Raw genomic sequence first — 24,275 nt, forward strand, 5'->3', positions numbered from 1 at the left:
GGACCGGCTGCGGCCGCGGGGCGGGCTCGCGGTGGGGCAGGGAGTGCGCCACGGGCGGCGGCGCGGCTGCGGCGCGCCGCGAGTTCTCCACGATCTGCATGATGCGCCCCATCATGCTCTCGCCCGCCTCGACCTGGCTCGCGAGGTCGGCGGCGTAGCGCTCCGCCGTGCGCAGGCGCTCGGCCAAGGTGCGGTCGCATTCGCCCAGCGTGGCGCGCAGGCCCGCGATGGCGCGCTCGGCGTTGTCCGTCGCGGTGACGAGCTCGCCGATCGTGCGCCGCATCGAGGCCTCGTCCGCCTGCAGGCGCGCGATCCGCCGGCCGAGGCGGGCGCAGGTGATCATGCACGCCACCAGCAGCACGGCGACCAGGATCTCGGCGAGGAACATCAGCACCGACGTCATCCGCCCATCACTCCTTGTGGCCCTTGAGGCTCGCCTCGAACGCGGCGAGCGTGGTGCGCGAGCGCCGCAGCGGCCGCGCCACCTGAATGGCGATCTTGTCGTCGACGCGGCCGACGCGGCCCTGCGTCAGCCGCCAGTCGCCGCAACGCAGGGTGACGAGGTCCGAGGGCTTGGCGTCGAGCATCAGCGTGTCGCCGACCTCGAGCCTCATCACCCGCTTGAGCGGCAGGCGCATCTCGTGGAGCACCGCCTGGACCTCGAAGTCCGCCTGCCAGATCTCGGTGGCGAGGTGGCCCTCCCAGACCGAATCGCGCTCGAGCTTCTCGCCCATGAAGCTCTGCAGCAGCAGCTCGCGGATCGGCTCGATCGTGGCGTAGGGAAGCAGGATCTGGAACGTGCCGCCGCGCCCTTCCATGTCGAGCTTGAGCTCGATCAGGATCGCCGCGTTGGCGGGCCGGGTGATCGTGGCGAAGCGCGGGTTGGTCTCGATGCGGTCGACGGAGAAGTTCACCTTCGAGAGCACGCCGAAGCAGGTCTCGGCGTCGGCGAGCACGATCTCGACCATGCGCTTGACGAGCTGCATCTCGATCGTCGTGAACGGCCGCCCGTCCAGCCGCGTGCCCTGGTTGCCGCGCTTGCCGCCCAGCAGCAGGTCGAGGGTCGCGTAGGCGAGGTTCGACTCGATCGTGACGAGCCCCGAGCCCTCCCAGCCCTCGGCGTGGAAGACCGCGAGCTGCACCGGCAGCGGGATCGAGTTCAGGTAGTCGCCGAAGCGCACCGAGGAGATGTTGTCGAGCTGAACCTCGACGTTGTCGCTGAAGAAGTTGCGCAGGCTCGTCGACAGGAGGCGCACCATCCTGTCGAAGATGATCTCGAGCATGGGCAGGCGTTCGTACGAGACGACGCCCGAATCCACGATCGCGCGGATGCCGCCCGCGCCCGAGGCCGACATCTCGCGCAGCGAGAAGCCGAGCAGCTGGTCGATCTCCTCCTGCACGAGGATGCGGTCGGCGCCGGCGAGCTCGGGGGAGGAATCGTCCTCCGCCTCGTCGATCATGGTCGCCCACTCGGCCGCCATGTCGGAGGCGGCCGCCGCCGTGCCCTGCTCGGCGAGCGCCTGGCCCCATTCGTCCGCGAGCGACGCGTCGGCCTCCTCGCCCGCCTTCTGCTCCATCAGGGCGGCGGCCCAGTCGTCGTCGATCTCCTCGGGTTCGTCGGCCACGGCGCGCCCCCTATTGCACCACGACCTCGCCGAAGAGCACCGCGTCCACCTTCACGGGGTGGACGGCGATGTTCACCCGGCGCAGCAGCTCCTCGCGCAGGCGGTAGACGCCCGCCGAGCCGTGCAGGTCGGAGGCGCGCAACTCGCGCACGTAGGTCTGGAAGGTGTCCTCGACGCGCGGCATCAGCGGCTCGATCTCGGTCGCGGCCATGGGGTCGGAAACCTCGAGGCGCGCGGTGAAGCGCAGGAAGCGCGGTCGCTCCTCGTTGGGCTCGGGGGCGAGGTTCACCGTCATCTGCGGCACGGCGACGAAGGTCGGCGGCACGGCGGCCTCCGCTTCCGCGAGCGCCGCCGCCTCGGCGTCCGCCGCCTCGTCGGAGCCCGACAGGAAGAAGAACGCGCCCGCGCCGCCGCCGATCAGCAGCACGCCGGCGACGGCGCCGATCAGGATCAGCTTCTTCTTCTTGCCCGAGCCGCCTTCGGCCTCGGTGCCCTCGCCCTCGACCTCGGCGTCCTCGCCCTTGCGTGGTTTCTTCGCCATGGAGTCCCCCGCGCCCGATCCGATCGGCACGTGGCCCGACAATCGTCGAGGCGTGGTTAATGCCCCGTTAAGGCGGCAAAAGCTGCCGGGTCCTTCTTGCCGCCCGGCGCCGGGCGTCCGTCGGCAGGGTGAACGGCGGCTTTCGCGAACCCCTTGATTTCCAAGGCATCGGCGACGATCGACCCGGCTGGCACGGCCCTCGCAACGAGGAGCGTGCCGGGCCCGGCGCTGGGGAGCGTGAACGGGGCCGGCGGGGATGATCGGGGACAAGGAGCGTCTCTCATGGAGAACACGCTTCTCATCGGCCTGTCGCGCCAGGTGGCGCTGGCCCGTGAGCTGGACGTGATCGCCAACAACATGGCGAACGTCAACACCAACGGATTCAAGGCGCGCTCGTCGCGCTTCGAGGAGTATCTCGAGCCGGACGCGTCCGCCGAGACCTTCCCGTGGCCGGATCGCAAGCTCTCCTTCGTCATCGACGCGGGCAGCCCCATCGATCTCTCCGACGGCGCCGCGGAGCCCACCGGCAACCCGCTCGACGTCGCGATCCGCGGCGACGCCTTCTTCGTCGTCGAGACTCCGGCGGGCGAGCGCTACACCCGCAACGGCGCCTTCCAGGTCGACCCGCAGGGCCGGCTCGTGACCTCCGACGGCTTCCCCGTGATGGGCGACGGCGGCGCGATCCAGCTCGAGCCCGGCGACACCGGCATCGTCGTCGCCGGCGACGGCACGATCTCGACGGACGCCGGCCAGCGCGGGCGCCTCGCCCTCGTGCGCTTCGACGCCCCGCAGATGCTCTCCAACATGGGCGCGAACCTGTTCGCGGCGGTGGAGCCCGCGCAGCAGCCGCTGCCGGCGGGCGAGCAGGCCCGGGTCGCCCAGGGCTTCATCGAGCGTTCCAACGTGCGGGCGGTCTACGAGATGACCCGCCTGATGGAGGTGAGCCGCGCCTACACCCGCGTCGCCTCGACCCTGTCGAGCCTGACCGACCTGCAACGCACCGCCATCCGCACGCTCGGCGAAGCGGCGTAAGCTCCAAGGAGACGCACCCATGCGCGCCCTCTACTCCGCCGCGACCGGCATGATGGCCCAGGAGCTGAACGTCCAGGTCATCTCCAACAACATCGCCAACATGCGCACCACCGGCTACAAGCGTCAGCAGGCCCATTTCCAGGATCTGCTCTACCAGACCATGCGCCGGGCCGGTGCCGCCACCTCGGCGCAGGACACCCAGACCCCATCGGCCATCGAGATCGGCTCGGGCGTGAAGGCGGTCTCCACCGCCCGCGCGATGAGCCAGGGCAACCTCACCCCGACCGAGCGCGACTTCGACATCGCCGTGCGCGGCGAGGGTTTCTTCCAGGTCCGCCTGCCCGACGGCCGCGCCGCCTACAGCCGCGACGGCGGCTTCGACCTCGACGCGCAGGGCCGGCTCGTCACCAAGGACGGCTACGAGGTCGAGCCCGGCATCGTCATCCCGCAGAACGTCCAGAGCGTCTCGATCAGCGCCTCGGGCGTGGTCGAGGTGACCACGCCCGACGCCCCCGAGCCGCAGGAGGTGGGCCGCATCCAGCTGACCCGCTTCGTCAACAAGGTCGGCCTCGAGTCGATCGGCGACAACCTGTTCCTCCAGACGGCCGCCTCGGGCGAGCCCGTCCAGGGCAACCCCGGCGAGGAGGGCTACGGCTCGCTCCAGCAGGGCTATCTCGAGGAGGCGAACGTCAACGCGGTGACCGAGATCTCGGCGCTGATCTCCGCCCAGCGCGCCTACGAGATGAACTCGCGCGTCATCTCCGCCGCCGACCAGATGCTCCAGGCCGCCAGCCAGATGTTCCGGGGATGAGGACGATGACCCGCTGCTCCGACCCGTTCGTCTCCTCCGTGCGCACCCGCGCCGGCCGCCTGCCGCTCGGCACCCTCGCCCGCGCCGCGGCGATGCTCGCGCTCGCCGTCGCCATCGCCGCGGCCGCGCGGCCGAGTCTCGCCCAAACCGGCCTCGCGCAGGACGTGTTCGCACAGCCCGCCGCCGCACAGGTCGCGGCGCTCGCCGCCCCCGTCGTGCCCGCCGCGCCGCGCCTGCGCGGGGACGTCATCGTCTCCGGCGACGTCATCCGCCTGGGCGACCTCGTCGCCGACGCGCCGGCGGACATCGCCGCGACCCCGGTCTTCCACGCGCCGGCGCTCGGCGAGCTCGGCACGATCCAGGTCGCGCGCCTGCTGCTCGCCGCGCACGCGCTCGGCGTCGCCGACGTCGCGACCGGTGGTCGCGAGCAGGTGACGGTGACCCGCGCCGCCCGCCGCATCGGGCACGAGGCCGTCGCCGCCGCGCTCGCCGAGCACGTCGCGGAAGCGGCGATGCTGCCGGCGGGCGAGATCGAGATCGCCTTCGACGGCACGCCGCCCGCGCTCCTCGTCTCGCCCGAGGCGACCGAGCCGGTGGCGATCACCGATCTCGCGTACGATCCCTCGACCCGCCGCTTCACCGCGACCGCCTACGTGGGCCCGGGCCCGGCCGAGCGCCGCGCCCAGGCGGCGGTGAGTGGCGTCGCCCGCCAGGTGGTCTCCGTCGCGGTCCTCGCCCGCTCGATCGCCCGCGGCGAGCCGATCCGCGCGGACGACCTGCGCGTCGAGCGCCGCGCCGTCGAGCGCGTGCCCGCCGACACCCGGCTCGACGCGATCGAGGTCGACGGGCGGGTCGCGCGCCGCGCCCTCACCGCCGGCACGCTCCTGCGACAGGGGGACGTCGAGCGCCCGATGCTGGTCGAGCGCAACGGCACGGTCCTGATGGTCTACGAGAGCGGCTCGCTCACGCTCACCCTGCGCGGCACGGCGCGCCAGGCGGGCGGGCAGGGCGACGTCGTGAACGTCGAGAACCCCGTCTCCGGGCGGATCGTGCAGGGCGCCGTCATCGGCCCGGGCACGGTGCGCGTCGGCAACGCCTTCCACGGCCGCGTCGCGGCCCTCGCCAACTGATCCCGGAGGACGCGCCATGCTCCGCTCGCTTCCCCGCCTCGCCGCGCGCGCCGTCGCGCTCGTCGCGCTCGCCGGCACGCTCGCCGCCTGCGGCACCGCCGACCGGCTCGCCAACATCGGCCGCGCCCCGGCCCTGACCGCGATCGAGGACCCCACCGCGCAGCCGGGCTACGTCCCCGTGCGCATGCCGATGCCCTCGCCCGAAGTGGTCTCCTTCGCCTCGAACTCGCTCTGGCGCCAGGGCGCGCGCGGCTTCTTCAAGGACCAGCGCGCCGCCCAGGTGGGCGATCTCGTCACGGTGCGGGTGCGCATCACCGACCGCGCCCAGTTCGACAACCAGACGCGCCGCTCGCGCGCCAACTCGGAAGCGCTCGGCACGGGCGGCCTGTTCGGGCTGGAGACGCAGTACGACCAGGTCTTCGGCGACGACGTCCGGGCCGACGCCCTCGTCGACGCCAGCTCGGACTCCTCGAGCCGCGGCGCGGGCTCGATCCGCCGGTCCGAGCAGCTGACCACCAACGTCGCCGCGGTCGTCACCCAGCTCCTGCCCAACGGCAACCTCGTCATCGAGGGCAAGCAGGAGGTGCGCGTGAACTTCGAGGTGCGCGAGCTGATCGTCGCCGGCGTGGTGCGCCCGGAGGACATCGAGAACGACAACACCATCGACTCGACCAAGATCGCCCAGGCCCGCATCGCCTACGGCGGCCGCGGCCAGATCACCGACGTCCAGCAGCCCCGCTACGGCCAGCAGGTGCTCGACATCCTCCTGCCCTTCTGAGGTTCGCTTCCCCGACACACGCTCTTTCCCCGGATCTCCGGTCCCCCGGCAAGACCCGGTCCCCCGGATCGTCGGCCGCTCCCCAGTGCTCCCCGAGCACCGTGCCGCCGATCCGCCCCGACGGCCCCGGCTTCCCCGAGCCGGGGCCGTTCCCCTGTTGGTACGACGGGAGCGACGGCTCGGCCGCCGAGGTCGCAACGCTTCCGTCTCCGCCTCACCCCTCCAGGAAAAACCGCACCATCTCCCGCGACGCGTCCGGCCCCGCCGCGTCGGCGTAGCTGCCGGCGGGGCTGCCGCCGGACCAGGCGTGGCCGGCGCCGTCGATGGTCCAGACTTCCAGGCGGGTGGCGTCGCCTTGCGTGATCCGCACGCGACGGTAGCGGCGGCCGTTGGCTTCGCCGTGCTCGGGCGGGGCCGTCCCGGCGTCGGGGTGCACCCCGGCGGCGATGCGCTCGGCGTTGGAGACGTGCACCGTCTCGTCGGCCGCGCCGTGGATCACGATGGTGCGGGCGCCCCCGCCCGTCGCGCGCGGCGCGACCCTGCCGTCGCCGCGCATCGCCGCGAAGGCGGAGACGACGTCGCTCGCCGCGCCCGCGGGCAGGCCGGAATGGACGCCGATGGCCGCGAACAGCTCGGGATATTCCCGCCCCAGCACCGCCGCCATCGCCCCGCCGGCGGAGAGGCCCGCGGCGAAGACGCGGTCGTCCGCCACGCCGTATTCGGCGGCGAGCGACCGGGCGAGGCCGGCCAGGATCTCCGGCTCGCCGGCGCCGCGGGCCTGGTGCGCGGGGGAAAACCAGTTCCAGCACAGGTTGGGGCTCGCGCCGTGCTCCTGGGCGGGATAGGCCACGATCAGCCCGTGCGTCTCGGCATGCGCGTTCATGCGCGTGCCCGCGGCGAAGTCGTCGGGGTCCTGCGTGCAGCCGTGCAGCATCAGGACGAGCCCGCGGGGCCGCGACGCCGCCGCGCCCGCGGGCACGTAGAGCTTGTAGCGGCGAGAGCCGGCCTCGCCCCCGTGGATGCGCGCCTCGAAGCGCGCGCCCTCGGGAACGGGCTCGGGCACGGGGCGCGGCGCGCGGCGGCGCAGGCCCGGCAGCTCGAGGGCGCGGCGGCCCTCGCGCAGCGCCGCGATCACCGACCCGAGCGGCCGGCGCGGCCGGGCGGACGGGCCGCGTCCGGCGGGCGGGGCGAGCCGCGGCGCGCCGTCCGGAGCCGGCTCGGCTGCCGGATCGGCTGCGGGGGGACGGACGCCGCCGAGCGCCTGCTGGATGGCGCGGGTCGCGTCGAGGACGCGCCCCGCCCGCGTCAGGGACAGCGCCTCGCGCATGGCGGGCGGGAGATGGTGGCGGTTCATGGGCGGGGTCCTTCGGGGGATCAATGGATGCGCTCGGCCAGCGCCGCACGCACGGCGGCGTCGGCCTGGAGCGATCCGAGCACGGTGATGGAGGCGATGGTCTCGCGGGCGAGATCGGGGTCGACGTCGGCGCTGATGCGCACGAGGCCGATCACCTTGACGTGCAGGCGCGCCCCGGCGGCGCGGGCGGCCTCGAGGTCGGCGCGGTCGAGCACGCGCAGCCCCAGGTCGAACGTGTGGCGCTCGATGGTGCGCGCCACGACCTCGCCCTCGCGCGACAGCTGGTTGCGGATCGCGGTGCGGATGAAGTCGCTGCGGTTGGCGTAGAAGCCCTCCTGGACCAGGAGATCGATGCGGCCGAGATCGACGTAGCCGAGGTTGAGCGTGATCTTCTCGCTGTCGGGCGCCGCCTTGTCGCGGGCCGTCCGGTCCTTGTCCGCCATCCTGTACTCCATCCGTATGGATGGCATGTGGATGGTCCCCGGAAGTCTGTCAAGGCGGCCCGGGGCGGCGGTGCGGCCGCCCCGGGGGCGCGGCTCAGCGATCGAGGAAGTCCGCGTTCGCCAGGAGGCCCTGGCGCACGAACCAGTCCGCCGTGCGCTTGAACCATTGCTGGTGATACGCCACCCGGGCCGGATCGTTCCGCAGTCGGTTGCGGACCGCCGCCGCAGAGAGGCCGGTGACCCTGGTGACGCCCGCGTCGTCGTACGCACGGGGGTTGTACATCTGGCCGATGAAGTGGAGGAAGATCTTCTGGACCGTGCGGGAGACGCGGGCCTTGGCCTCGCCGCTCGCGTCCCGCGCCAGGATCTCGGCGTGGAGCTGGGCGACGACGCCGCGGCCGAAGGAGATGTGGCGGCTCTCGTCCACGTGGTGGACGTGGTTGATCTCCTTGAGGATCGCCGGCACCGCGTCGTTGCGGCTGACCTTGTGATTGTAGAAGTCGACGAACTCCTCGAACACCAGCGTCGAGGCGAACATGTACAGGTCGCGCTCCAGCGGATCCTCGATCTTGCCGGCGGGGATCGCCGGCGTCGGGTAGATCGTGCCGGTGTAGTCCAGGCAGAACTTCGCGAAGAACCACATGTGGGCGTTCTCCTCCGCGATGAAGAAGTGCAGGTACTCCGACCAGGGGGCGTAGCGGTCCTGGTAGATCGCCTGCATCACGAAGGAGAGCGCGTCCTTGATTCCGTGCACGTTCAGGCTGAAGAAGTTGACGCACTCCCAATGGCTGAGCGCCACCAGCGTCTCGCGCGGCAGCCGCTCGTGCAGCTCGGTGCCCCAGGTGGTGAGGAGGTCCTCGTCGCACCACAGGACATCGCGCGCGATGGCGTCCGGAGCGGGCCAGGCGAAGCGGGAATACGCGTCGTAATTGTTCTTGCGGGAGAGGTGGAGCAGCCGCTCGACGTGCTTGGGATCGGGCAGGTGCGGGGTGGCCGAAGCGGCGGCGGGGGCGGTGGCGACGGTCATGGACGGATCCTCCAGTGGGTGACGAGATCAGGCGAAGGCGGGCTCGCCGGGGGCGGGCTGCGCGTCCAGCGTCGCGAGGCGCGCGCGCACCGCGTCGGGGCTCTCGAAGCGCTCCTGGACCATCGCGATCCAGCGCTCGAGCCCGAAGGCGACGCAGCTCGTGTGCACCGGCGCTGGCCCGATCCGGATGCCGAACTTCGCGCCGAAGTAGTTGCGGTGCAGGTTGATCGAGGCGATGGCGCGGCCCGCCACCACGACCTCGCGCTTGGTCGGCGCGGCCTTCGACAGCACCGCGACCGAGCTCGACGCGTCGAAGAACGGGTCGGTGGCCGCCTCGAAGGCGAAGGGCACCTCGAGCGCCGCCATCAGCCGCGCGATGCGCGCCGCGCCGTCCTCGGCGTGGGCGCGCGCGTCCTCCGCGCTGCCGAGGCAGACGATCTCCTTCATCGTGAAGTTGTAGCCGCGATAACGGTCGAGGGGCTTGTCCTCGTGGCGGAAGCAGCGCGCCACGCAACCCACCCGCACGGGGCCGGGCAGGGTCTGGCCCTCGAGGTCGAGATAGACCTTGTAGCAGGTCGCCGGCAGCAGCCCGAGCCGGGTCGCCGGCGGGGCGTAGCCCGAATCGAGCCGGCGGCCGGCGGCGAAGGCGGGCAGGTCCGCCTCGTCGATGGCGCACATCAGGCAGGTCAGGTGCGGGAAGTTGCGCAGGTAGCCGAGACGGTCGAGCTCGTCGGGCCGCAACAGGCTGTCGAACTCCACGTTGTCCTCGGGCGGGAGCGCGAACAGGCGCTCGATCGTCCCCTCGAGGTCGCGCCGCAGCGCGGCCCAGCCGCCGGTGATCTTCATGACGTGGCCTCCAGGGCGCGCGGTGCGGACGCGGTCTCGCCGGCCACGGGGCCGGGCGCGGCGGTGACGAGCCAGCTGCGGGCGACGCCGCGCACGTCGCGCGGGCGCGGCGGGTAGGGCCAGCGATCGGCGCCGGCGCGCGGGCTGCCGGGCTCCTCGAGGTTCTCCACGCGCCAGCCGGCCCGCGCCAGGAAGTCCTCCGGCTCGTCGGTGCCGAAGCGCCAGGGGTTGCCCTCGGCCTCCAGCACCTTCAGGAACCCCTGGGTGAAGGGGCTGCGCAGCAGCGCTGCGCTCGTCATGTCGACGACGAGCCGGCTGCCCTCGGCGCTGAGCGAGCGGCAGGTCTCGAGCACGCCGCGTGCCTGCGCGTCGGTGAGGAAGAAGAGCAGGCCTTCCACGAGCCACAGCGTCGGCGCCTGCGGGTCGAAGCCGGCGTCCAGCAGAGCCGGGGTCCAGCCTTGCGCCAGGTCGGCGGCGACGGGCACGCGCCGCGTCCGCGGCGTCGCGCCGGCCTCCGCGAGCCGGCGCGCCTTCTCGGCCAGCAGGGCCTCGTGGTCGATCTCGTAGACGCGGGCGTCCGCCGGCCAGTCGAGCCGGAAGGCGCGGGTGTCCATGCCCGCGGCGACGATGGCGATCTGGCGCAGGTCCGGCCGGGCGGCGAGCGCCGCGGCGCTGGCGTCGTCGAAGTAGCGCGTGCGGATCGTCACGAACTCCTTCACGCCGCCGCCGCGGTAGCGCTCGATCAGCGCGAAGCCGTCGGGCTCGGAGAGCCGCCGGGCGAGGGGGTCGACGAAGAGCGCGCCCTCGGGACGCTCGCTCTCCATGGCGCGGATCGCCGCGGTCCATTGCGCGGTGTAGGAGACGGGCTGCATTCGGAACCTCCCCTTGCGTTAGCAAAGCGATTCAGAGTTGTATATCGAGGCGCGACTCGCCCTTCCGGCGCGGCGCGCGGGCCGCGTCGGGGATGCTGCGTGGGGTTTGCGCGGGCGCCGGGCGGCGTCCGCGGCGGATCAGCCGCCGGGTGGCGTGCGGCGGCGGAAGCGGCTGAGCAGGACGAGCGTCATCACCGGCTTCGCCTCCCCCGGGCGGGTGAGGCTGCCCTTCTTCTCGATGGTGACGATGTCCTTGCGGAACGGGCTCGGCACGATCCGGCCCACCTCGCAGCGGCCCTCGAGCGTGTCGCCCGGGCGCACGGGGGCGTGCCAGCGCACGCTCTCGAGCCCCGGAGAGCCCTCCACGGCGGCGCCGTCGAGCAGCGCGCGGACGTAGAGCCCCATCCAGATCGCGGTGGTGTGGAAACCGCTCGCGACGAGCCCGCCGAAGAAGGAGGCGGCGCCCGCCTCCGGGGAGACGTGGTAGGGCTGCGGGTCGAAGCGGCGGGCGAAGTCGACGATCTCCTCGGCGCTCACGACGGTGTCGCCGAGCGCGAAGACCGCGCCCTCCGCGTAGTCCTCCGCATGGGTCGGCCCGCCGCCGCTCACGACGCCACCGCCTCCGGCGCCGCGGGCGCGAACCAGGCGGCGCGGATCGCGTCGAGGGTCCGGAACGCCTCGATGTCGATGTCGTCGAGCGGGATGTCGCGCCCGCACAGTTCGGAGACGAGCAGCACGAAGTCGACGAAACGCAGCGAGTCGACGAGCCCGGTCTCGATCAGGTCGTCCTGGTCGGTGAAGCTGCGGGGCTCGTCCTGGTTGTCCCGGATGAAGGTCCTGAGGCGCTCCAGTGCGTCGGTCGTCATGGTCGGTTCCTCCGATGGATGAGGGGCGAGACGGGGGTTTGCGAGGGCTCACGCCGCCCGGCGTGCACCCGCGAAGGGCAGTGCCGCCGCCAGGGCGAGCAGCACGGCGCCGAAGACGAGGGCGTCGTCGAGATCGCCCCGGTCGCCGATCAGGCCGGCGGCCACGGGGCCGATCGCCTGCCCGACGGCGAACAGGACGGTGAAGAAGGTCATGCCCTTGGCGATCTGCGCCGGCGGCATCGCCCGGCGCACGATCAGCGCGACCGCAGAGGGCGCGATGAAGACGCCGAGCCCGAACACGATCGCCGAGGCGAGCAGCGCCGGCGTGCCGGCGTCGACGAGCGGGATCGCCGTGCCGACGAGGCAGGCGGTGCAGGCGGCGGCGAGGACGCGACGCGGCGCCCAGCCCTCCAGCGCCCGGCGCCACACGAAGGGCGAGACGCCCACCGCCACGGCGAGCGCGAGCCACACGCCGGTCGCGGCGAGCCAGGAGAAGCCCGCCTCGCGCAGCCAGGCGAGGATGAAGGTCATGTAGACGATGTAGCCGGCCGCGAAGAGGCAATAGCTCGCGAGCGGCGCGCCGAGCCCCGCGAGCGCGAGCCCCTCCGGCGCGGCGGAATCGGTCGCGCCCCCGCGCCCGCGCCGCGCCTCGAGGAGCGGCCAGATCGAGAAGGCGACCGCCAGCACGCCGAGCGCGAGCCAGGCCTGCGGCCAGCCGCCGGGGCCGGTGGCGGCCAGCAGCGGGTTCACGGCGAGCCCGGCCGCGGCGATGCCGATGCCGGCGCCGGCGAAGAACAGGCCCGTCGCGGTGCCCATCAACTGCGGCGTCTCACGATAGCGCGCCGCGATCAGCGCCCCGCCGCAGGAGAACGTCCACGCCGCGCCGATGCCCGCCGCGATCCGCATCGCGGTGAGCCAGGCCTGGCCCTCGTGGAGCCCGGTGGCGAGGAGGCCTGCGAAGGTCAGCCAGAGGCCCGCCGCGAAGAGCTGGGCGGGCCGCAGGCGGCGCAGGAGCAGGTATCCCGTCACCGCGCCGGCGACGTAGCCGAGCGCGTTCGCGGTGTTGAGCCAGCCCGCCTGCGTGTAGGTCCAGGAGAGGTCCTCCCGCATGGCGGGGAGGACGAGCGCGTAGGCGAACCGCGCGAGCCCGTTGCCCACCGCCACGGCGAGGCCGAGCCCGAAGGCCGGCCACAGCGAGGCCGCCGGCGGGAGGAGCGGGGAGGAGAGGATGCGCGCGGTCATGGATAAGTAATGTTCCGGGGTGCGCGCCCTGTCAATAGTTGTGTTTTATGCCGTAACGTAATTTTTGCATTGCAATATGGACGCGCATGGGTTGTCGTTACGGAGATGACCTGACGCAAGCGGATCAACTGCCGAAGGGGGAGGGCGGCAGCGCGGGACAGGTGGTCGCGCGGTCGGGCCGGAACGCGCCCCACCCTCGGGATCGCTCCCGAGGGTGGGGCGGTCTCGGTCATCTCCACGGCCTCGGCCGCGCGGGGGTCACGCCGCCTGGAGCCTCGCCTTCAGCCGGGCTCGCCGTGCCGCCTCGGCGCCGCCGCGGCCACCCTCGATCAGGACGAGGGTCGGTCGCGACGATCGCGTGCGCTCCAGGCGTCGAAGCGCGAGGCGGTAGGAAGGGTCCACCCGGTAGGGCTCCCGCAGGACGTGGTCCACGTCGGAGCGCGTCACGCCGATGTCCTGGAGGAGGCGATCGTCGAGCTCGGAGAGCCGCACCACGGCGCGGCGGTTGACCATGGCCTTCCAGAGCGCGGCGACGGTCGCCGCGATCGAGACGAGGACGAAGCGGGCGAGGATCTCGCCCTTCGACGAAGCGGTCGGGGGGAGGATCTTGCCGGACATGGTCGGCTCTCCTTTCGAGAGAAAGCGAAACGGCGGGCGCCGCGGTGGCGGGCCCGGCAGTCCAGATCGGTCTGGGATTGCTGCCCCGCTTCCATGCCAGCTCCCGGCGGATGACGGAAACGAATGTTCCTGATAGGAAGGATCACGCGCGCTAATGACACGGGGACCGCGATGGCGCACATGATCGACATCGAGCAATTGCGGACCTTCGTCGCCATAGCGGACCACAAGTCGTTCACCCGCGCCGGCGACGTCGTCCACAAGACCCAGTCGGCCGTCTCCATGCAGATGAAGCGGCTGGAGGAGCGCGTCGGCCGGCCGCTCTTCGCCCGCGACGGACGCGGCGTGCGCCTCACCGAGGACGGTGAGCGGCTGCTCGACTACGCGCGGCGCATCGTGCGGCTCAATTCCGAGTGCCTGGCGAGCTTCGAGGAGGCGGCGCTGACCGGTCGCGTGCGCCTCGGCGTGCCGGACGATTACGCCGAGCGCTACCTGCCGGAGATCCTCGCGCGCTTCTCGCGCACGCATCCGCAGGCGGAGGTGACCGTCGTGTGCGAGCCCTCGCCGATGCTGATGGACCGCGTGCGCGGCGAGGACCTCGACCTCGCCATCGTCACCCACGTCGCGAGCCGCGGCTTTCCCGCCGAGATCGTGCGCATCGAGCGGCTCGTCTGGGTCGCCTCGGCGCGCCACGCGGTACACGAGGCGAGTCCGCTGCCGCTGGCCCTCGGGCGCCCGACCTGCGACTGGCGCCAGGCGGCGACGGGACGGCTCGAGGCGCTCGGCAAGCCCTTCCGCATCCTCTACGCGAGCTGGAACTCGAGCGCGGTCGGCGCCGCCGTGCAGGCGGGCCTCGCGGTCTCGGTGCTGCCCGAGAGCGCGGTGCGCTCGGGGATGCGGGTGCTCGGCCCTTCCGACGGGTTCCCCGCCCTGCCGACCTGCAAGATCGCCATCCTGCGCGACCGCGCCACGGCGACCGCGCTCTCCGCCGCGCTCGCCGACGAGATCCGCGCGAGCCTCGACAATCTCGGCTCGGCTGGTTCGGACACGGGAGGCTGACGACGCGCAGGACGCCGCGGCCTTGCCGCCCCGATGCACGGCCGCCGGAGCGAGAGCGCCGTTGCTTGCGCGTGCACGCCTACCCGGTTAGGGTTTGTTAATTCGTCGAGGGAGCGAGGCGCGACATGCAGCCACGCGCAGCCGGCACAGCCACCGCGAGCCCCTCCGAGCGCGTCGCGGCCGCGTCGACGCGCACGGTGCGCGGACCGGTGGCGTGGGCGCTCGCCGCGCTGCCCGTGCTCCTCTGTGCGTTCGCGGCGTCCGCCGCCGGCCCGCCGCCGCTGCCCGCGCTCGGCGGTCCACCGCCCCTGCCGGTCGTCGGCGGTCCACCGCCCCTGCCGGTGGTCGGGGGTCCGCCGCCGCTCCCGGCGGTCGGCGGCCGGCCGCCGCCCTCGCCGGACGCGCGAGGGCGGTTCGGTCCGCCGCCCCTGCCCGGTTCCGCGCGCGGCATCGCCGCGCCGGTTTCGCCGAGGTCCTCCCCGCCACCCTCCCCGCCACCCCTGCCGGAGACGGCCCGCCGCGCCGGCCCGCCGCCGCTCGCCGACGCAGCGGCCGGTGTCCGTCCGCAGACGCTGCGTCTCGTGCGCCGCGCCTTCCACGATCGCTCGGGCTTCGGGACCACGATCGAGGCCTACACGATGCTGCTGCCCGCGGACTGGAGCGTCGAGGGGGGGGTCGTCTGGTCCGGCTCGCCCGGTGCGCCCACCTGCATGTCCAACAGCGCGCAGCTGATCATGGAGGCGACGAGCCCCGGCGGCCGCTTCGGCGTTGCGATGCTGCCCGCTCCCACCGTGTCGTGGATGACGACGCACGGGCAGCCCCAGCCGATCCCCGGGCTCGAGACGATGCCGAACACGCTGGAGATGGCCGCCCAGGGGGTGAACCAGGACCTCGCGCGGCAGTGGAACCGGCCGGGCAGCGTCTGCCGCGTGACGTCGCGCGCCGACGAGGTCGGACTCTCCGAGGAGGCCTTCCTGCGCACGGTGCGACCCGGGGCGCGGGTGATCGAGCGGGGCGACCTGCCGCAGGCGCGGGCCACTCTCCAGCGGACGCTGGACCCGATGCAGGCGGGCGGTTTCGGTCCACCCGTCGAGGCGTTCGCATTCGCCGTACGGGCCCGCATCGACGCCCCGGGCGGCCCGCTGGAGGAGCGCTACGAGTTCTTCGGCATCCGGAACGTGACGTCGATCGACAGCTTCGACGGCATCACGACGGTGCAAATCGCGCTCTCCGGGCAGCCGGTCTTCGCGCTGCGCTATCCCGCGGGACGCTTCGCCGAGGTCGAGCCGCTCGCCCGGGCGATCGGCGCGTCGCTGCGCGCCAACCCGCGCTGGAGCGCGGCGATGGCGCGCCACCGCGCCGAGATCGCCCGCATCAATCGCGAGGGCGCCGCTGCCCGCTCGCAGATCTGGCGGGACGTCTCCCGCGAGATCTCCGATGCCCAGATGGAGGGCTGGCGGATGCGCAGCGAAACCGAGGACCGGCTGCAGGCGCTCTCCGTCGATCAGATCCGCGAGGTCGAGCCGATGCGCGACCCGACGACGGGGACGCGCTTCGAGGTGCCCAACCTCTACGAGAGCGTCTACCGGAACCCGCGAGGCGAGCTCGTCATGTCGACGGACCCCACGTTCGACGCGCGCACCGCCTTTCCCGACGAGACCTGGACACGCCTGGATCCCGACCCGCGCTGAACGCGGGCGGCGAACGGGCCGCGACGAGACGCCACGCGCGAAGGGAGAGAGCACGATGAGCCCCGCACGGTACCTCACGACGATCCTGGCGGCGGCTCTGCTCGCCGTTCCCGCGCTCGCGCAGGGCGGGCCGCCGCCGATGCCCGGCGCCACGATGCCGCAGAGCGAGGCCCCGAGCTGGTACGCGGGCATCGGGGGCACGCCCCAGGGGCCCTTCACCGCGCAGGACCTGCGCGCGCGCGACCTCGCTCCCGATACGCTGGTGTGGCGCGAGGGCATGGCGGAGTGGGCGCCGATCTCCGCCGTTCCCGAGCTGAATGCGCCCGTCGTCGTCGACAGGGGCGGCCCGCCCCCGCTGCCGGTGCCCGTCGAGCCGACGGACACGACCGAATACTTCGTCGCGCAAGGCGGGCAGGCCTCGTCTCCGCTCGACCGTGCGGCGATCGGTGAGCGTCTTCGCGCGGGGTCGATCGACGCCGCCACCCTCGTCTGGTTCGCAGGGCAGGACGCGTGGCGGCCTCTGGGCGAGACCCGGCTCGCCGCGCTGCTGCCGGGCGCGACGCCGCCCGGGCCGCGTTCGGAGCCGCGGCCGGAGCCGGCGGACGAAGCGGTCGCCGACCCCGCCGCGGTCGTCGTCGGCACCTGGCGTGCCCGCGTCGCGCAGCCGGTCGACGGACTGGAGCAGCCGGTCCTGCTCGACATGTCGTTCGTCTACGGCGGCGACGGGCGCTTCTCGTCGGAGGGCGGGGGCACGATCGACCTTCGCAGCCAGGGCGTCGACGAGCCGATCGCGCTCGAGGTGCGCATCGAAGGCACGTGGCAGCCGACGCCGATCGACGCGCAGCGGCTGCGCGCCGTCCTGAAGGGCACGATCGAGATGGCGGCACCGCAGCTGGACCTGCGCGAGTCGGAGCCGCTGGACGAGACGATCATCCTGGAGATCGTCGATCCCGACACGCTGCGCGACGGCGAAGGCAACGTCTACACGCGTGCGGGCTGATATTCGGCGCGACGAGCCTCGGAGAGGGGAGAGAATCATGACGGTCTCCGGTTTCGTACGCGTGGCGGCCCTCGCCGTCGTGACGGCGCTCATCGCACCATCGGCCGGTCGGGCGCAGGAGGTCGCGCCCACCGAGCGGGTGCCGCTGTCGAGCGACTTCGAGAATCCCGCGTTCGCGGACTACTTCCGAGACGTGGCGAAGGGTCTGGGCGGCGTCTTGCGCGAGGGTGCGCTGGTCGTCGAGAGCGACCGTCCGCCGGGGAACTGCAGCCTGCGGACGGCCGTCCTCGTCGGCGACGATACGCGCGCGAACTTCGTCGACGTCGAGGTCGCGCCGGCTCCGGCCCCGGGGGGCGACTACCTGATGCACGGAGCGGGCCTCGTCGCGCGCTACCGCAGCGGAAACGCCCCCGCCTTCCTCGCGATCCTGCTCCGAGAGGGCGGCTACGACATCGTCGCCTTCGCCGACGGCGACGTGCCGCAGCGGATCGGCGGCTCCATGGACCCGGCGCCGACGGGTCCGGTGCGCGTCGCGGTGCGCGAGACGCCCGACGGTGCGACGTTCTACGTCGGGGGAGAGCGGGTCGGGAGCCTCTCCGACAGCCGTGTGGACGGCGAGGCGATGGGGCTCGTCGTCTGCGGCCCCGGGCGGTTCGTGTTCGACAATTGGGGTCAGAACACGCGCGACGACATCGGTCTCGACCCCGCGCCGGCGCAGCCGGTCTCGGACGCGGGCAGCCGGCGCCCGGGCCCGCCGCCGCTCCCGCCCGCGGAATGGTACGTGGCGCACGAAGGGGCTCCGCTGGGGCCGATCACGCTCCCCGAGTTGCGGGCGCGGCTGGCCGACGGCCGCAGCGCCGCCGAAGCGCTCGTCTGGCGCGACGGCATGGGCGACTGGCTGCCCGCGAGCGAAGCGCTGCCGTGAGGCATCGCGATCCGCCGCTGCGGTGTGGACAAGGGCCCGCTCGTGCTTGTCGTACCGGCCCGAATCTTCGACGGTCGAACCACTTTGCAAGTCGGGAGTCGGGCGGGCTAAAGTCGAGAGCGAGGTGATTCGCGGGTCGCGCGTCGGTGAAGCCCGGCCGTGGCGGCGATTCATCCGGCGGCCTCCGTCCGGGGCAGCGTATTCGCCCACCGTCACCCGTCATCGACGTGCCCTCGATCCTCTCTCGCGCCCCGCGGCGCCAATCGGAACGCCATGACCGATCTCCTCCTCCTCGACAGCGACCGCACCGAGCACCCCCTCGACGTGGTGGAGCGCGTGGCCGCGATGTGCGACTGGGCGTTCGACCGCGCGGAAGCGGACGAGATGTCCGTCGCGGTGCGCGGCACGCACGCGGACTACCAGGTGGCCTTCACCTGGATCGAGGACGTCGAGGCCCTCCACGTCGCCTGCGCCTTCGACCTGCGGGTGCCGGAGCGCCGGCGCGGGGAGATCCTGAACCTCGTCTCGATGATCAACGAGCAGCTCTGGGTCGGGCATTTCGATCTGTGGTCGAACGAGGGCGTGGTCATGTTCCGCCACGCGCTGCTGCTCACCGGCGGCGCCGAGCCGCGCCGCGGCCAGTGCGAGATGCTGATGCAGGCCGCCGTCGAGGCCTGCGAGCGGCATTATCAGGCCTTCCAGTTCATCATCTGGGCCGGCAAGTCCGCCCGCGAGGCCCTCGACAGCGTGCTCTTCGAGACCGAAGGCGAGGCCTGATCGGGGCGGCACCCCAGGCACCCCGGGAGCGTCAGCGATGACCGACGTAGCTTTCCCCGCACGCCTCGCCCTCGTCGGCGCGGGCAAGATGGGGGGCGCGATGCTGGAGGGCTGGCTCGCCGCGGGCCTGCCCGCCGCCGCCGTCTCCGTGCACGATCCGCAGCCGTCCGAGGCGATCGCCGCCCTCGCGGCGGCGCGCGGGCTCGCCCTGAACCCCGAGCCGGCGGCGCGCGGGCCGGTCGACGTGCTGGTGCTCGCGATCAAGCCGCAGACGCTGGAGGCGGCCGCCCCCGCGCTCGCGCCCCTCGTCGGCCCCGACACGCTCGTCGTCTCCGTGCTCGCCGGCAAGACGGTCGCGAACCTCCGGGCGGCGCTGCCCGCCGCCCACGCGGTGGTGCGCGCGATGCCGAACCTCCCCGCCTCGATCGGCCGGGGCGCGACGGGCGCCTTCGCCAACGCCGCCACCAGCGCCGCGCAGCGCGCCTTGGCGGACACCCTGCTGCGGGCGTCGGGCCTCGTCGAATGGGTCGCGGACGAGGCGCTGATCGATGCCGTCACCGGCGTGTCGGGCTCCGGCCCCGCTTACGTCTTCGCGCTGGTCGAGGCGCTCGCCGAGGCCGGCCACGCCGCCGGCCTGCCGGAGGACCTCGCGATGCGCCTCGCCCGCCAGACGGTGGTCGGCGCGGGCGCGCTCCTCGCCGAGAGCGATCTCCCCGCCGCGACCCTGCGGGCGAACGTGACCTCGCCGGGCGGCACGACCGCCGCCGGCCTCGCCGTGCTCCAGCGCGAGGAGGGGGGCCTCGCCGATCTGGTGCGCGACACCGTCGCCGCCGCGAAGCGCCGCGCGGGGGAATTGTCCGGCTGACCTCTCACGTTCGCGCTTCGCCGATGCAGGCCGCCGAGGGTCTCCCCTCTCCCTCGTGGAGAGGGGCCGGGGGTGTGGGGCGTGCAGGAGGCGCTCGAGGCCGATGCCGTGGCGCACCGGCGCAGGCCCGCGGCGGCGGCGTGCCCGCTCCCGGGCGCCCCACACCCCCCACCCCTCTCCACGAGGGAGAGGGGAGTTCCCGCTCGCCGGTGGCGGGCGGCGCGGCCCGCCGGGGACGCGCGGTGCCTCACGTCGTGATGCCATCCGCGCCGCGGCCTGCTAGGAAGGCTGCCACACGTCGGAGCCTCGCATGCACGACCCGTCCCCGCCCGCGGTCCTTCCCTGCCGGATCGACGGCTATACCGACCTGCCGCCCGGCAAGCTCGCGAACCTCGTCACCTACCTGGAAATGACGCGCCCGCCGCCGCCCCGCGCGACCGTGCGGCCCGACCTCGCCCTCGTCGAGACGACGCGGGACGTCGAGGCCTACCGCGCGCTCTATCGGCGCATCGGCGCGCGCTGGCTATGGATGGGCCGGCTCGCGCTCTCGGACGCCGCGCTCGCCCGCACGCTGGCGGACCCGCGGCTCGTCTCGCGCACGCTTCTGCGCGAAGGCGACGCGATCGGGCTGATGGAGCTGATCTTCGCCGAGGACGGCGAGGCCGAACTCGCCTACTTCGGCCTCGTGCCGGAGGCGATCGGCGGCGGTATCGGGCGCTGGCTGATGGACGCGGCGCTGGCCCGGGCCTTCGCCCGGCCCATCACGCGGCTCACGGTCCACACCTGCACGTTCGACCACCCGGACGCGGTCGCCTTCTACGTCCGCTCCGGCTTTCGCCCCTACAAGCGCGCGATCGAGATCCACGACGACCCGCGGCTCGCCGGGTTCTACCCGCGGGAGACCGCGGCGGAACGCTGGCCGGTGGTGGAGGGGTGAAGGCCCGGCGGGCAGCCCCTCACCGCGCCACGCGGGAGAGCGCGATCGCGTCGAGCGCCGCCTGCTCGCGGGAATTGGCCGCCGCGCGCTCGCTGCCGCGCTCGCGGTCGTCGAGGATCTCCACCTTCTTCAGGTCCTCGAAGGCCTCCGCCAGCTGAGCTTGCGCGTCGTCGAGCTGGACCTTGAGGTCGTCGGCCGACGAGCGCAGGTTGTCGCGGCGCTGGGCGGCGGCCTTGGCGTAGGTGGGGTAGGCGAAGTGCGCCGTGTCCGAGATGCCCGCCTTGAGCTCCTCGGCCGCGATCTCCCTGTCGAGCTCCACGGCCATGCGCTCGAAGTCGGCCATCATCGCCTCGATCTGCGCGACCTTGCGGCGCTTTTCGTCGAGCTGAAAGCGCTTCAGGCGGATGAGCGTCTCACGCGACTTCATCGCAGTTCATTCTCCAGGGGATCACGCGCTCCGCTCGGCGTCGAGGAGCCGGGCGAGACGGCGGTAACCATCGCCGATGGAGGTTGACTCTTCCTTACCCTGTCCGAGGAAGGCCTCGAGCGCGGGATTGAGCCCGATCGCCTCGTCCACCTCCGCCGACGATCCGCTGCGGTAGGCCCCGAGCCGGATCAGCTCCTCCATGTCGGCGTAGGTCGCCATGACCTGCCGCGCGCGCTGCACGTGCGGATAGAAGGCCGGGTCGCAGGAGCGCGGCATCGTGCGCGAGACGCTCTTGAGCACGTTGATCGCGGGATAGCGGCCGCGCTCGGCGATGGCGCGCTCCATCACGATGTGGCCGTCCAGGATGCCGCGCACGGCGTCCGCCACCGGCTCGTTGTGGTCGTCGCCCTCGACGAGCACGGTGAACAGTCCCGTGATCACGCCCTCGCCGGTGCCGGGTCCCGCGCGCTCGAGCAGGCGCGGCAGCTCGCCGAAGACGGTGGGCGTGTAGCCCTTGGCGGTGGGTGGCTCGCCGGCGGCGAGCCCGATATCGCGCTGGGCCATGGCGAAGCGGGTGATCGAGTCGATCATGCACAGTACCGAGCGCCCCGCGTCGCGGAAGTGCTCGGCGAGCGCGAGCGTGAGGTAGGCGGCGTTGCGCCGCATCAGCGCCGGCTCGTCGGACGTGGCGACCACGACCACGGAGCGCGCGAGCCCCTCCTCGCCGAGGTCGTCCTGCAGGAATTCCTGCACCTCGCGCCCGCGCTCGCCGACGAGGCCGATCACCGCGACGTCGGAGCCCGCGTTGCGGGCGAGCATCGAGAGCAGCACCGACTTGCCGACGCCCGAGCCCGCGAAGATGCCCATCCTCTGGCCCTCGCAGCAGGTGAGGAAGGTGTTGAGCGCGCGCACCCCCAGATCGAGCGGCGGGCCGACGCGCCGGCGCGCGTGGGCCGGCGGCGGGTCGGCGCGGAAGGGGCGGAACACGTCGCCCTGCGGCAGCGGCCCCTTGCCGTCGATCGGGCGCCCGAGCGCGTCGACGACGCGGCCGAGCCAGGCGGAGGCGGGCCGCACGCCCCCCGCGCTCGCCATCACGTGGGCCGGGCAGCCCCGGCGCACGCCCTCGAGCGCCCCGAAGGGCATGGCGAGCGCCCGCTCGCCCGAGAAGCCGATCACCTCGCAGGGCACCCGCGCCCCCGCGGCGATCTCGATCTCGAGCCGCCCGCCGAGCGTCATCGCCGAAACCGGGCCGGCGATCTCGATCAGCAGGCCGCGCACGGCGGCGACGCGCCCGTAGAGCGACAGCGGCTCCACCGATTCGAGCGCGCGGATGGCCGAATCGAGGCGGGAGGGGTGGTCGGACGGTTCTCTCACGGACGTCAACCTTCTGTTTACCCGCTTCGTTAAGACTGGATGAGGCGAGATTAAGCCCGAGGGCCGAATTTGCGCCAGTGCGAGTCGCGAGAGTCGCTTAGACGAGTTTCTTCATGCGTGACGTGAGCTAGATGGAGACCTGAATCGGTCGGTAAGACAGGGATTTGGACGGATTCGTGAAGACGATGCCTCTTCCCCCTTGCGCCGGAGAATCAGTTTGTTAACCATCGGGGCGTAGCGTCGCGAGTCGCAAATGGTGGGAGCGCCTCCGGCACGGTCGGAGGAGGGCGGGACGTCCCGTCGGGCTCCACGACCAGGCTGGGGATGGAAGGATGCGCGTACTTCTCATCGAGGACGACAGCGCGACGGCGCAGAGCATCGAATTGATGCTGAAGTCCGAGAACTTCAACGTCTACACGACGGATCTCGGCGAGGAGGGTGTCGATCTCGGCAAGCTGTACGATTACGACATCATCCTCCTCGACCTGAACCTGCCGGACATGTCCGGCTACGAGGTGCTCCGGACGCTCCGGGTCGCCAAGGTCAAGACCCCGATCCTGATCCTGTCGGGCCTCGCCGGCATCGAGGACAAGGTGCGTGGGCTCGGCTTCGGGGCGGACGACTACCTGACGAAGCCCTTCCACAAGGACGAGCTCGTCGCGCGCATCCACGCGATCGTGCGCCGCTCGAAGGGCCACGCCCAGTCGGTGATCACCACCGGCGACCTCGTCGTCAACCTCGACACCAAGACGGTGGAGGTCGCCGGCGCCCGCGTGCACCTGACGGGCAAGGAGTACCAGATGCTGGAGCTCCTCTCCCTGCGCAAGGGCACGACGCTGACCAAGGAGATGTTCCTCAACCATCTCTACGGCGGCATGGACGAGCCCGAGCTGAAGATCATCGACGTCTTCATTTGCAAGCTGCGCAAGAAGCTCGCCAACGCCAGCCAGGGCAAGAACTACATCGAGACGGTCTGGGGCCGCGGCTACGTGCTGCGCGAGCCGGAGACCGGCGAGGACCGCATGGCGGGGTGAGGGCCGCCGCCGAGCATCCCCATCAACGGCGCGAGAGAGGCCCTGCCGCGAGGCGGGGCCTCTTCCGTTTCGGGCGGCCTTCGTCGAGACCGCCCGGCCCGCGTCAGGGCGAGAAGCGCGCGGGCAGGGGCGGCGCCTCGTGGAGCAGCGTGATCTTCACGCGGCGGTTGGGCGCGATGTAGGGATTGTCGGGGAAGGCGGGCTCGGTGTCGGCGCGGCCGGTCACCGACTGGAAGCGGTCGGCGGGCAGCCCCGCACCCGCCAGGATCTCGCGCACGGCGAGAGCCCGGCCCGCGGTGAGGCTCCAGGGATCGATCGCGACCGGCTCGCCCGGCCGCGCAGCCGAGGTGTAGCCGCGGACGGCGACGCGGTTCGACAGCTGCCGGATCGTCGGCGCGATCGCCTCGAGCACGAGGCGGGTGCGCTCGTAGGGATAGATCGAGTGCTCCGGGAACATCGAGCGCCCGTCCTGGTCGACCAGCGAGATGTCGATCCCCTCCGGCGTCGGCTCGATCACGAGGTTGCGCGAGAGTTCGGCGATCTCCGGCATGTCCTGGAGCGCCTGCCGGATGCTGGCGATGGCGCTCTGGTTCGCCTCCGGCACGGTCCGGCTCTCGTCCGCCCGGTCCCGTGCGCCGCCCACCTGGCCCGTCGTGCCCAGGGCCGCGCTGCCCGGGGCGGAGATCGCGCGCCGCATCGGGTCGGCCTGCGAGCCGGACGACCGGTTGCCGGAATCGTCGAGGGCGTTGCCGTTCAGCAGGCCGCCGGCCCCGCTGGTGCTGGGGCTGAGGGACTCCGGCGCGAAATAATCCGCCAGCCCGATCTTCTGCTCCTGCGTGGTCATGTTGATGAGCCACATCAGCAGGAAGAAGGCCATCATGGCGGTGACGAAGTCCGCATAGGCGATCTTCCAGGCGCCGCCATGGTGCGCGTGGGCCTTCTTCTTCACCTTCTTGACGATGATCGGCTGGTTCGTCTTGGCCATCGCGGTCCTGCGGGAG

The 24,275-nt window shown here is 72.7% G+C and carries 27 protein-coding genes; 12 read left to right on the top strand and 15 right to left on the bottom strand.

What is annotated here, in order from left to right; translation table 11 throughout:
* From AB9M23_RS13695 to AB9M23_RS13705, 3 genes are all read right to left on the bottom strand, one after another.
* A partial coding sequence (locus AB9M23_RS13695; RefSeq protein WP_372425115.1) for a DUF6468 domain-containing protein occupies nucleotides 1-403 on the bottom strand: 403 nt, incomplete at its 3' end.
* Nucleotides 404-410: 7 nt separating this feature from the next.
* Nucleotides 411-1,577: a flagellar motor switch protein FliM gene (fliM, locus tag AB9M23_RS13700; RefSeq protein ID WP_372425272.1), complete on the bottom strand. Its 1,167-nt coding sequence runs from the start codon at nucleotides 1,575-1,577 to the stop codon at nucleotides 411-413.
* Nucleotides 1,578-1,635: 58 nt separating this feature from the next.
* Entirely contained in the window at nucleotides 1,636-2,166 is a 531-nt protein-coding gene (locus tag AB9M23_RS13705) for a flagellar basal body-associated FliL family protein (protein ID WP_372425116.1), read from the bottom strand.
* A gap of 282 nt (nucleotides 2,167-2,448) precedes the next feature.
* Between AB9M23_RS13705 and flgF the strand changes: the two genes are divergently transcribed.
* Genes flgF through flgH form a run of 4 tightly spaced genes read left to right on the top strand, consistent with a single transcriptional unit; the run spans nucleotide 2,449 to nucleotide 5,917 of the window.
* Nucleotides 2,449-3,198, top strand: a complete 750-nt coding sequence (flgF, locus tag AB9M23_RS13710; protein WP_372425117.1) for a flagellar basal-body rod protein FlgF — start codon at nucleotides 2,449-2,451, stop codon at nucleotides 3,196-3,198.
* Between the two features lie 19 nt (nucleotides 3,199-3,217).
* Nucleotides 3,218-4,009 (top strand): flagellar basal-body rod protein FlgG, encoded by a 792-nt coding sequence (gene flgG / locus AB9M23_RS13715; RefSeq protein ID WP_372425118.1) that lies wholly within the window; start codon nucleotides 3,218-3,220, stop codon nucleotides 4,007-4,009.
* 5 nt (nucleotides 4,010-4,014) lie between these two features.
* A complete protein-coding gene (flgA, locus tag AB9M23_RS13720) occupies nucleotides 4,015-5,139 on the top strand; it encodes a flagellar basal body P-ring formation chaperone FlgA (RefSeq protein WP_372425119.1) in 1,125 nt (374 codons plus the stop codon).
* Nucleotides 5,140-5,155: 16 nt separating this feature from the next.
* On the top strand, nucleotides 5,156-5,917 hold the full coding sequence (gene flgH / locus AB9M23_RS13725) for a flagellar basal body L-ring protein FlgH (protein ID WP_372425120.1): 762 nt from the start codon (nucleotides 5,156-5,158) through the stop codon (nucleotides 5,915-5,917).
* 214 nt (nucleotides 5,918-6,131) lie between these two features.
* On the opposite strand, the gene AB9M23_RS13730 is transcribed toward flgH, so the two are convergent.
* The 9 genes from AB9M23_RS13730 to AB9M23_RS13770 all read right to left on the bottom strand — a co-directional run bounded on the left by AB9M23_RS13730 (nucleotide 6,132) and on the right by AB9M23_RS13770 (nucleotide 13,185).
* Nucleotides 6,132-7,271 carry an extracellular catalytic domain type 1 short-chain-length polyhydroxyalkanoate depolymerase gene (locus tag AB9M23_RS13730; protein WP_372425121.1) on the bottom strand — a complete coding sequence of 380 codons (1,140 nt, stop codon included), beginning with the start codon at nucleotides 7,269-7,271 and terminating at the stop codon, nucleotides 6,132-6,134.
* A 20-nt stretch (nucleotides 7,272-7,291) separates the two neighbouring features.
* The gene (locus AB9M23_RS13735; RefSeq protein ID WP_372425122.1) at nucleotides 7,292-7,714 is read right to left on the bottom strand and encodes a ribbon-helix-helix domain-containing protein; all 423 of its coding nucleotides are present in this window, start codon (nucleotides 7,712-7,714) and stop codon (nucleotides 7,292-7,294) included.
* 94 nt (nucleotides 7,715-7,808) lie between these two features.
* Nucleotides 7,809-8,741 carry a diiron oxygenase gene (locus tag AB9M23_RS13740; protein WP_372425123.1) on the bottom strand — a complete coding sequence of 311 codons (933 nt, stop codon included), beginning with the start codon at nucleotides 8,739-8,741 and terminating at the stop codon, nucleotides 7,809-7,811.
* Nucleotides 8,742-8,768: 27 nt separating this feature from the next.
* Nucleotides 8,769-9,587 (bottom strand): class-II aminoacyl-tRNA synthetase family protein, encoded by an 819-nt coding sequence (locus tag AB9M23_RS13745; RefSeq protein WP_372425124.1) that lies wholly within the window; start codon nucleotides 9,585-9,587, stop codon nucleotides 8,769-8,771.
* A complete protein-coding gene (locus AB9M23_RS13750; protein WP_372425125.1) occupies nucleotides 9,584-10,459 on the bottom strand; it encodes an SAM-dependent methyltransferase in 876 nt (291 codons plus the stop codon). The genes AB9M23_RS13745 and AB9M23_RS13750 overlap by 4 nt, the downstream gene beginning before the upstream one ends.
* Before the next feature lie 138 nt (nucleotides 10,460-10,597).
* Nucleotides 10,598-11,068, bottom strand: a complete 471-nt coding sequence (locus AB9M23_RS13755; RefSeq protein ID WP_372425126.1) for a MaoC/PaaZ C-terminal domain-containing protein — start codon at nucleotides 11,066-11,068, stop codon at nucleotides 10,598-10,600.
* Nucleotides 11,065-11,325 (bottom strand): hypothetical protein, encoded by a 261-nt coding sequence (locus AB9M23_RS13760; protein WP_372425127.1) that lies wholly within the window; start codon nucleotides 11,323-11,325, stop codon nucleotides 11,065-11,067. The genes AB9M23_RS13755 and AB9M23_RS13760 overlap by 4 nt, the downstream gene beginning before the upstream one ends.
* Nucleotides 11,326-11,373: 48 nt before the next feature.
* Complete coding sequence (locus AB9M23_RS13765; RefSeq protein WP_372425128.1) at nucleotides 11,374-12,567, bottom strand: YbfB/YjiJ family MFS transporter; 1,194 nt, start codon at nucleotides 12,565-12,567, stop codon at nucleotides 11,374-11,376.
* A gap of 258 nt (nucleotides 12,568-12,825) precedes the next feature.
* Nucleotides 12,826-13,185, bottom strand: a complete 360-nt coding sequence (locus AB9M23_RS13770; protein ID WP_372425129.1) for a DUF1127 domain-containing protein — start codon at nucleotides 13,183-13,185, stop codon at nucleotides 12,826-12,828.
* A 171-nt stretch (nucleotides 13,186-13,356) separates the two neighbouring features.
* On the opposite strand from AB9M23_RS13770, the gene AB9M23_RS13775 reads away from it, so the two are divergent.
* The 7 genes from AB9M23_RS13775 (at nucleotide 13,357) to AB9M23_RS13805 (ending at nucleotide 20,439) form a co-directional block, all read left to right on the top strand.
* Complete coding sequence (locus AB9M23_RS13775) at nucleotides 13,357-14,244, top strand: LysR substrate-binding domain-containing protein (protein WP_372425130.1); 888 nt, start codon at nucleotides 13,357-13,359, stop codon at nucleotides 14,242-14,244.
* Nucleotides 14,245-14,369: 125 nt separating this feature from the next.
* Nucleotides 14,370-15,935, top strand: a complete 1,566-nt coding sequence (locus AB9M23_RS13780; RefSeq protein ID WP_372425131.1) for a hypothetical protein — start codon at nucleotides 14,370-14,372, stop codon at nucleotides 15,933-15,935.
* A gap of 55 nt (nucleotides 15,936-15,990) precedes the next feature.
* Complete coding sequence (locus tag AB9M23_RS13785) at nucleotides 15,991-16,935, top strand: DUF4339 domain-containing protein (protein ID WP_372425132.1); 945 nt, start codon at nucleotides 15,991-15,993, stop codon at nucleotides 16,933-16,935.
* 37 nt (nucleotides 16,936-16,972) lie between these two features.
* Nucleotides 16,973-17,860 (top strand): DUF4339 domain-containing protein, encoded by an 888-nt coding sequence (locus tag AB9M23_RS13790; RefSeq protein ID WP_372425133.1) that lies wholly within the window; start codon nucleotides 16,973-16,975, stop codon nucleotides 17,858-17,860.
* A gap of 273 nt (nucleotides 17,861-18,133) precedes the next feature.
* On the top strand, nucleotides 18,134-18,637 hold the full coding sequence (locus AB9M23_RS13795) for a type III secretion system chaperone family protein (protein ID WP_029030492.1): 504 nt from the start codon (nucleotides 18,134-18,136) through the stop codon (nucleotides 18,635-18,637).
* A 37-nt stretch (nucleotides 18,638-18,674) separates the two neighbouring features.
* Entirely contained in the window at nucleotides 18,675-19,502 is an 828-nt protein-coding gene (gene proC, locus AB9M23_RS13800) for a pyrroline-5-carboxylate reductase (protein ID WP_372425134.1), read from the top strand.
* A 310-nt stretch (nucleotides 19,503-19,812) separates the two neighbouring features.
* A complete protein-coding gene (locus AB9M23_RS13805; RefSeq protein ID WP_372425135.1) occupies nucleotides 19,813-20,439 on the top strand; it encodes a GNAT family N-acetyltransferase in 627 nt (208 codons plus the stop codon).
* 19 nt (nucleotides 20,440-20,458) lie between these two features.
* On the opposite strand, the gene fliJ is transcribed toward AB9M23_RS13805, so the two are convergent.
* Together fliJ and fliI are read right to left on the bottom strand one after the other, a co-directional pair.
* Nucleotides 20,459-20,866, bottom strand: a complete 408-nt coding sequence (fliJ, locus tag AB9M23_RS13810; protein ID WP_372425136.1) for a flagellar export protein FliJ — start codon at nucleotides 20,864-20,866, stop codon at nucleotides 20,459-20,461.
* Nucleotides 20,867-20,887: 21 nt separating this feature from the next.
* Nucleotides 20,888-22,240: a flagellar protein export ATPase FliI gene (gene fliI / locus AB9M23_RS13815; RefSeq protein WP_372425137.1), complete on the bottom strand. Its 1,353-nt coding sequence runs from the start codon at nucleotides 22,238-22,240 to the stop codon at nucleotides 20,888-20,890.
* A gap of 332 nt (nucleotides 22,241-22,572) precedes the next feature.
* Here fliI and ctrA point away from each other — a divergent pair, with 332 nt between their 5' ends.
* Entirely contained in the window at nucleotides 22,573-23,274 is a 702-nt protein-coding gene (gene ctrA, locus AB9M23_RS13820; RefSeq protein ID WP_029030502.1) for a response regulator transcription factor CtrA, read from the top strand.
* Between the two features lie 103 nt (nucleotides 23,275-23,377).
* Here the strand turns inward: ctrA and AB9M23_RS13825 are convergent, their stop codons facing one another.
* Entirely contained in the window at nucleotides 23,378-24,259 is an 882-nt protein-coding gene (locus AB9M23_RS13825) for a flagellar motor protein MotB (RefSeq protein WP_372425138.1), read from the bottom strand.
* Nucleotides 24,260-24,275: the final 16 nt, after the last annotated feature.

It is taken from the genome of Salinarimonas chemoclinalis, assembly GCF_041514305.1.
GTDB classification, from domain to species: domain Bacteria; phylum Pseudomonadota; class Alphaproteobacteria; order Rhizobiales; family Beijerinckiaceae; genus Salinarimonas; species Salinarimonas chemoclinalis.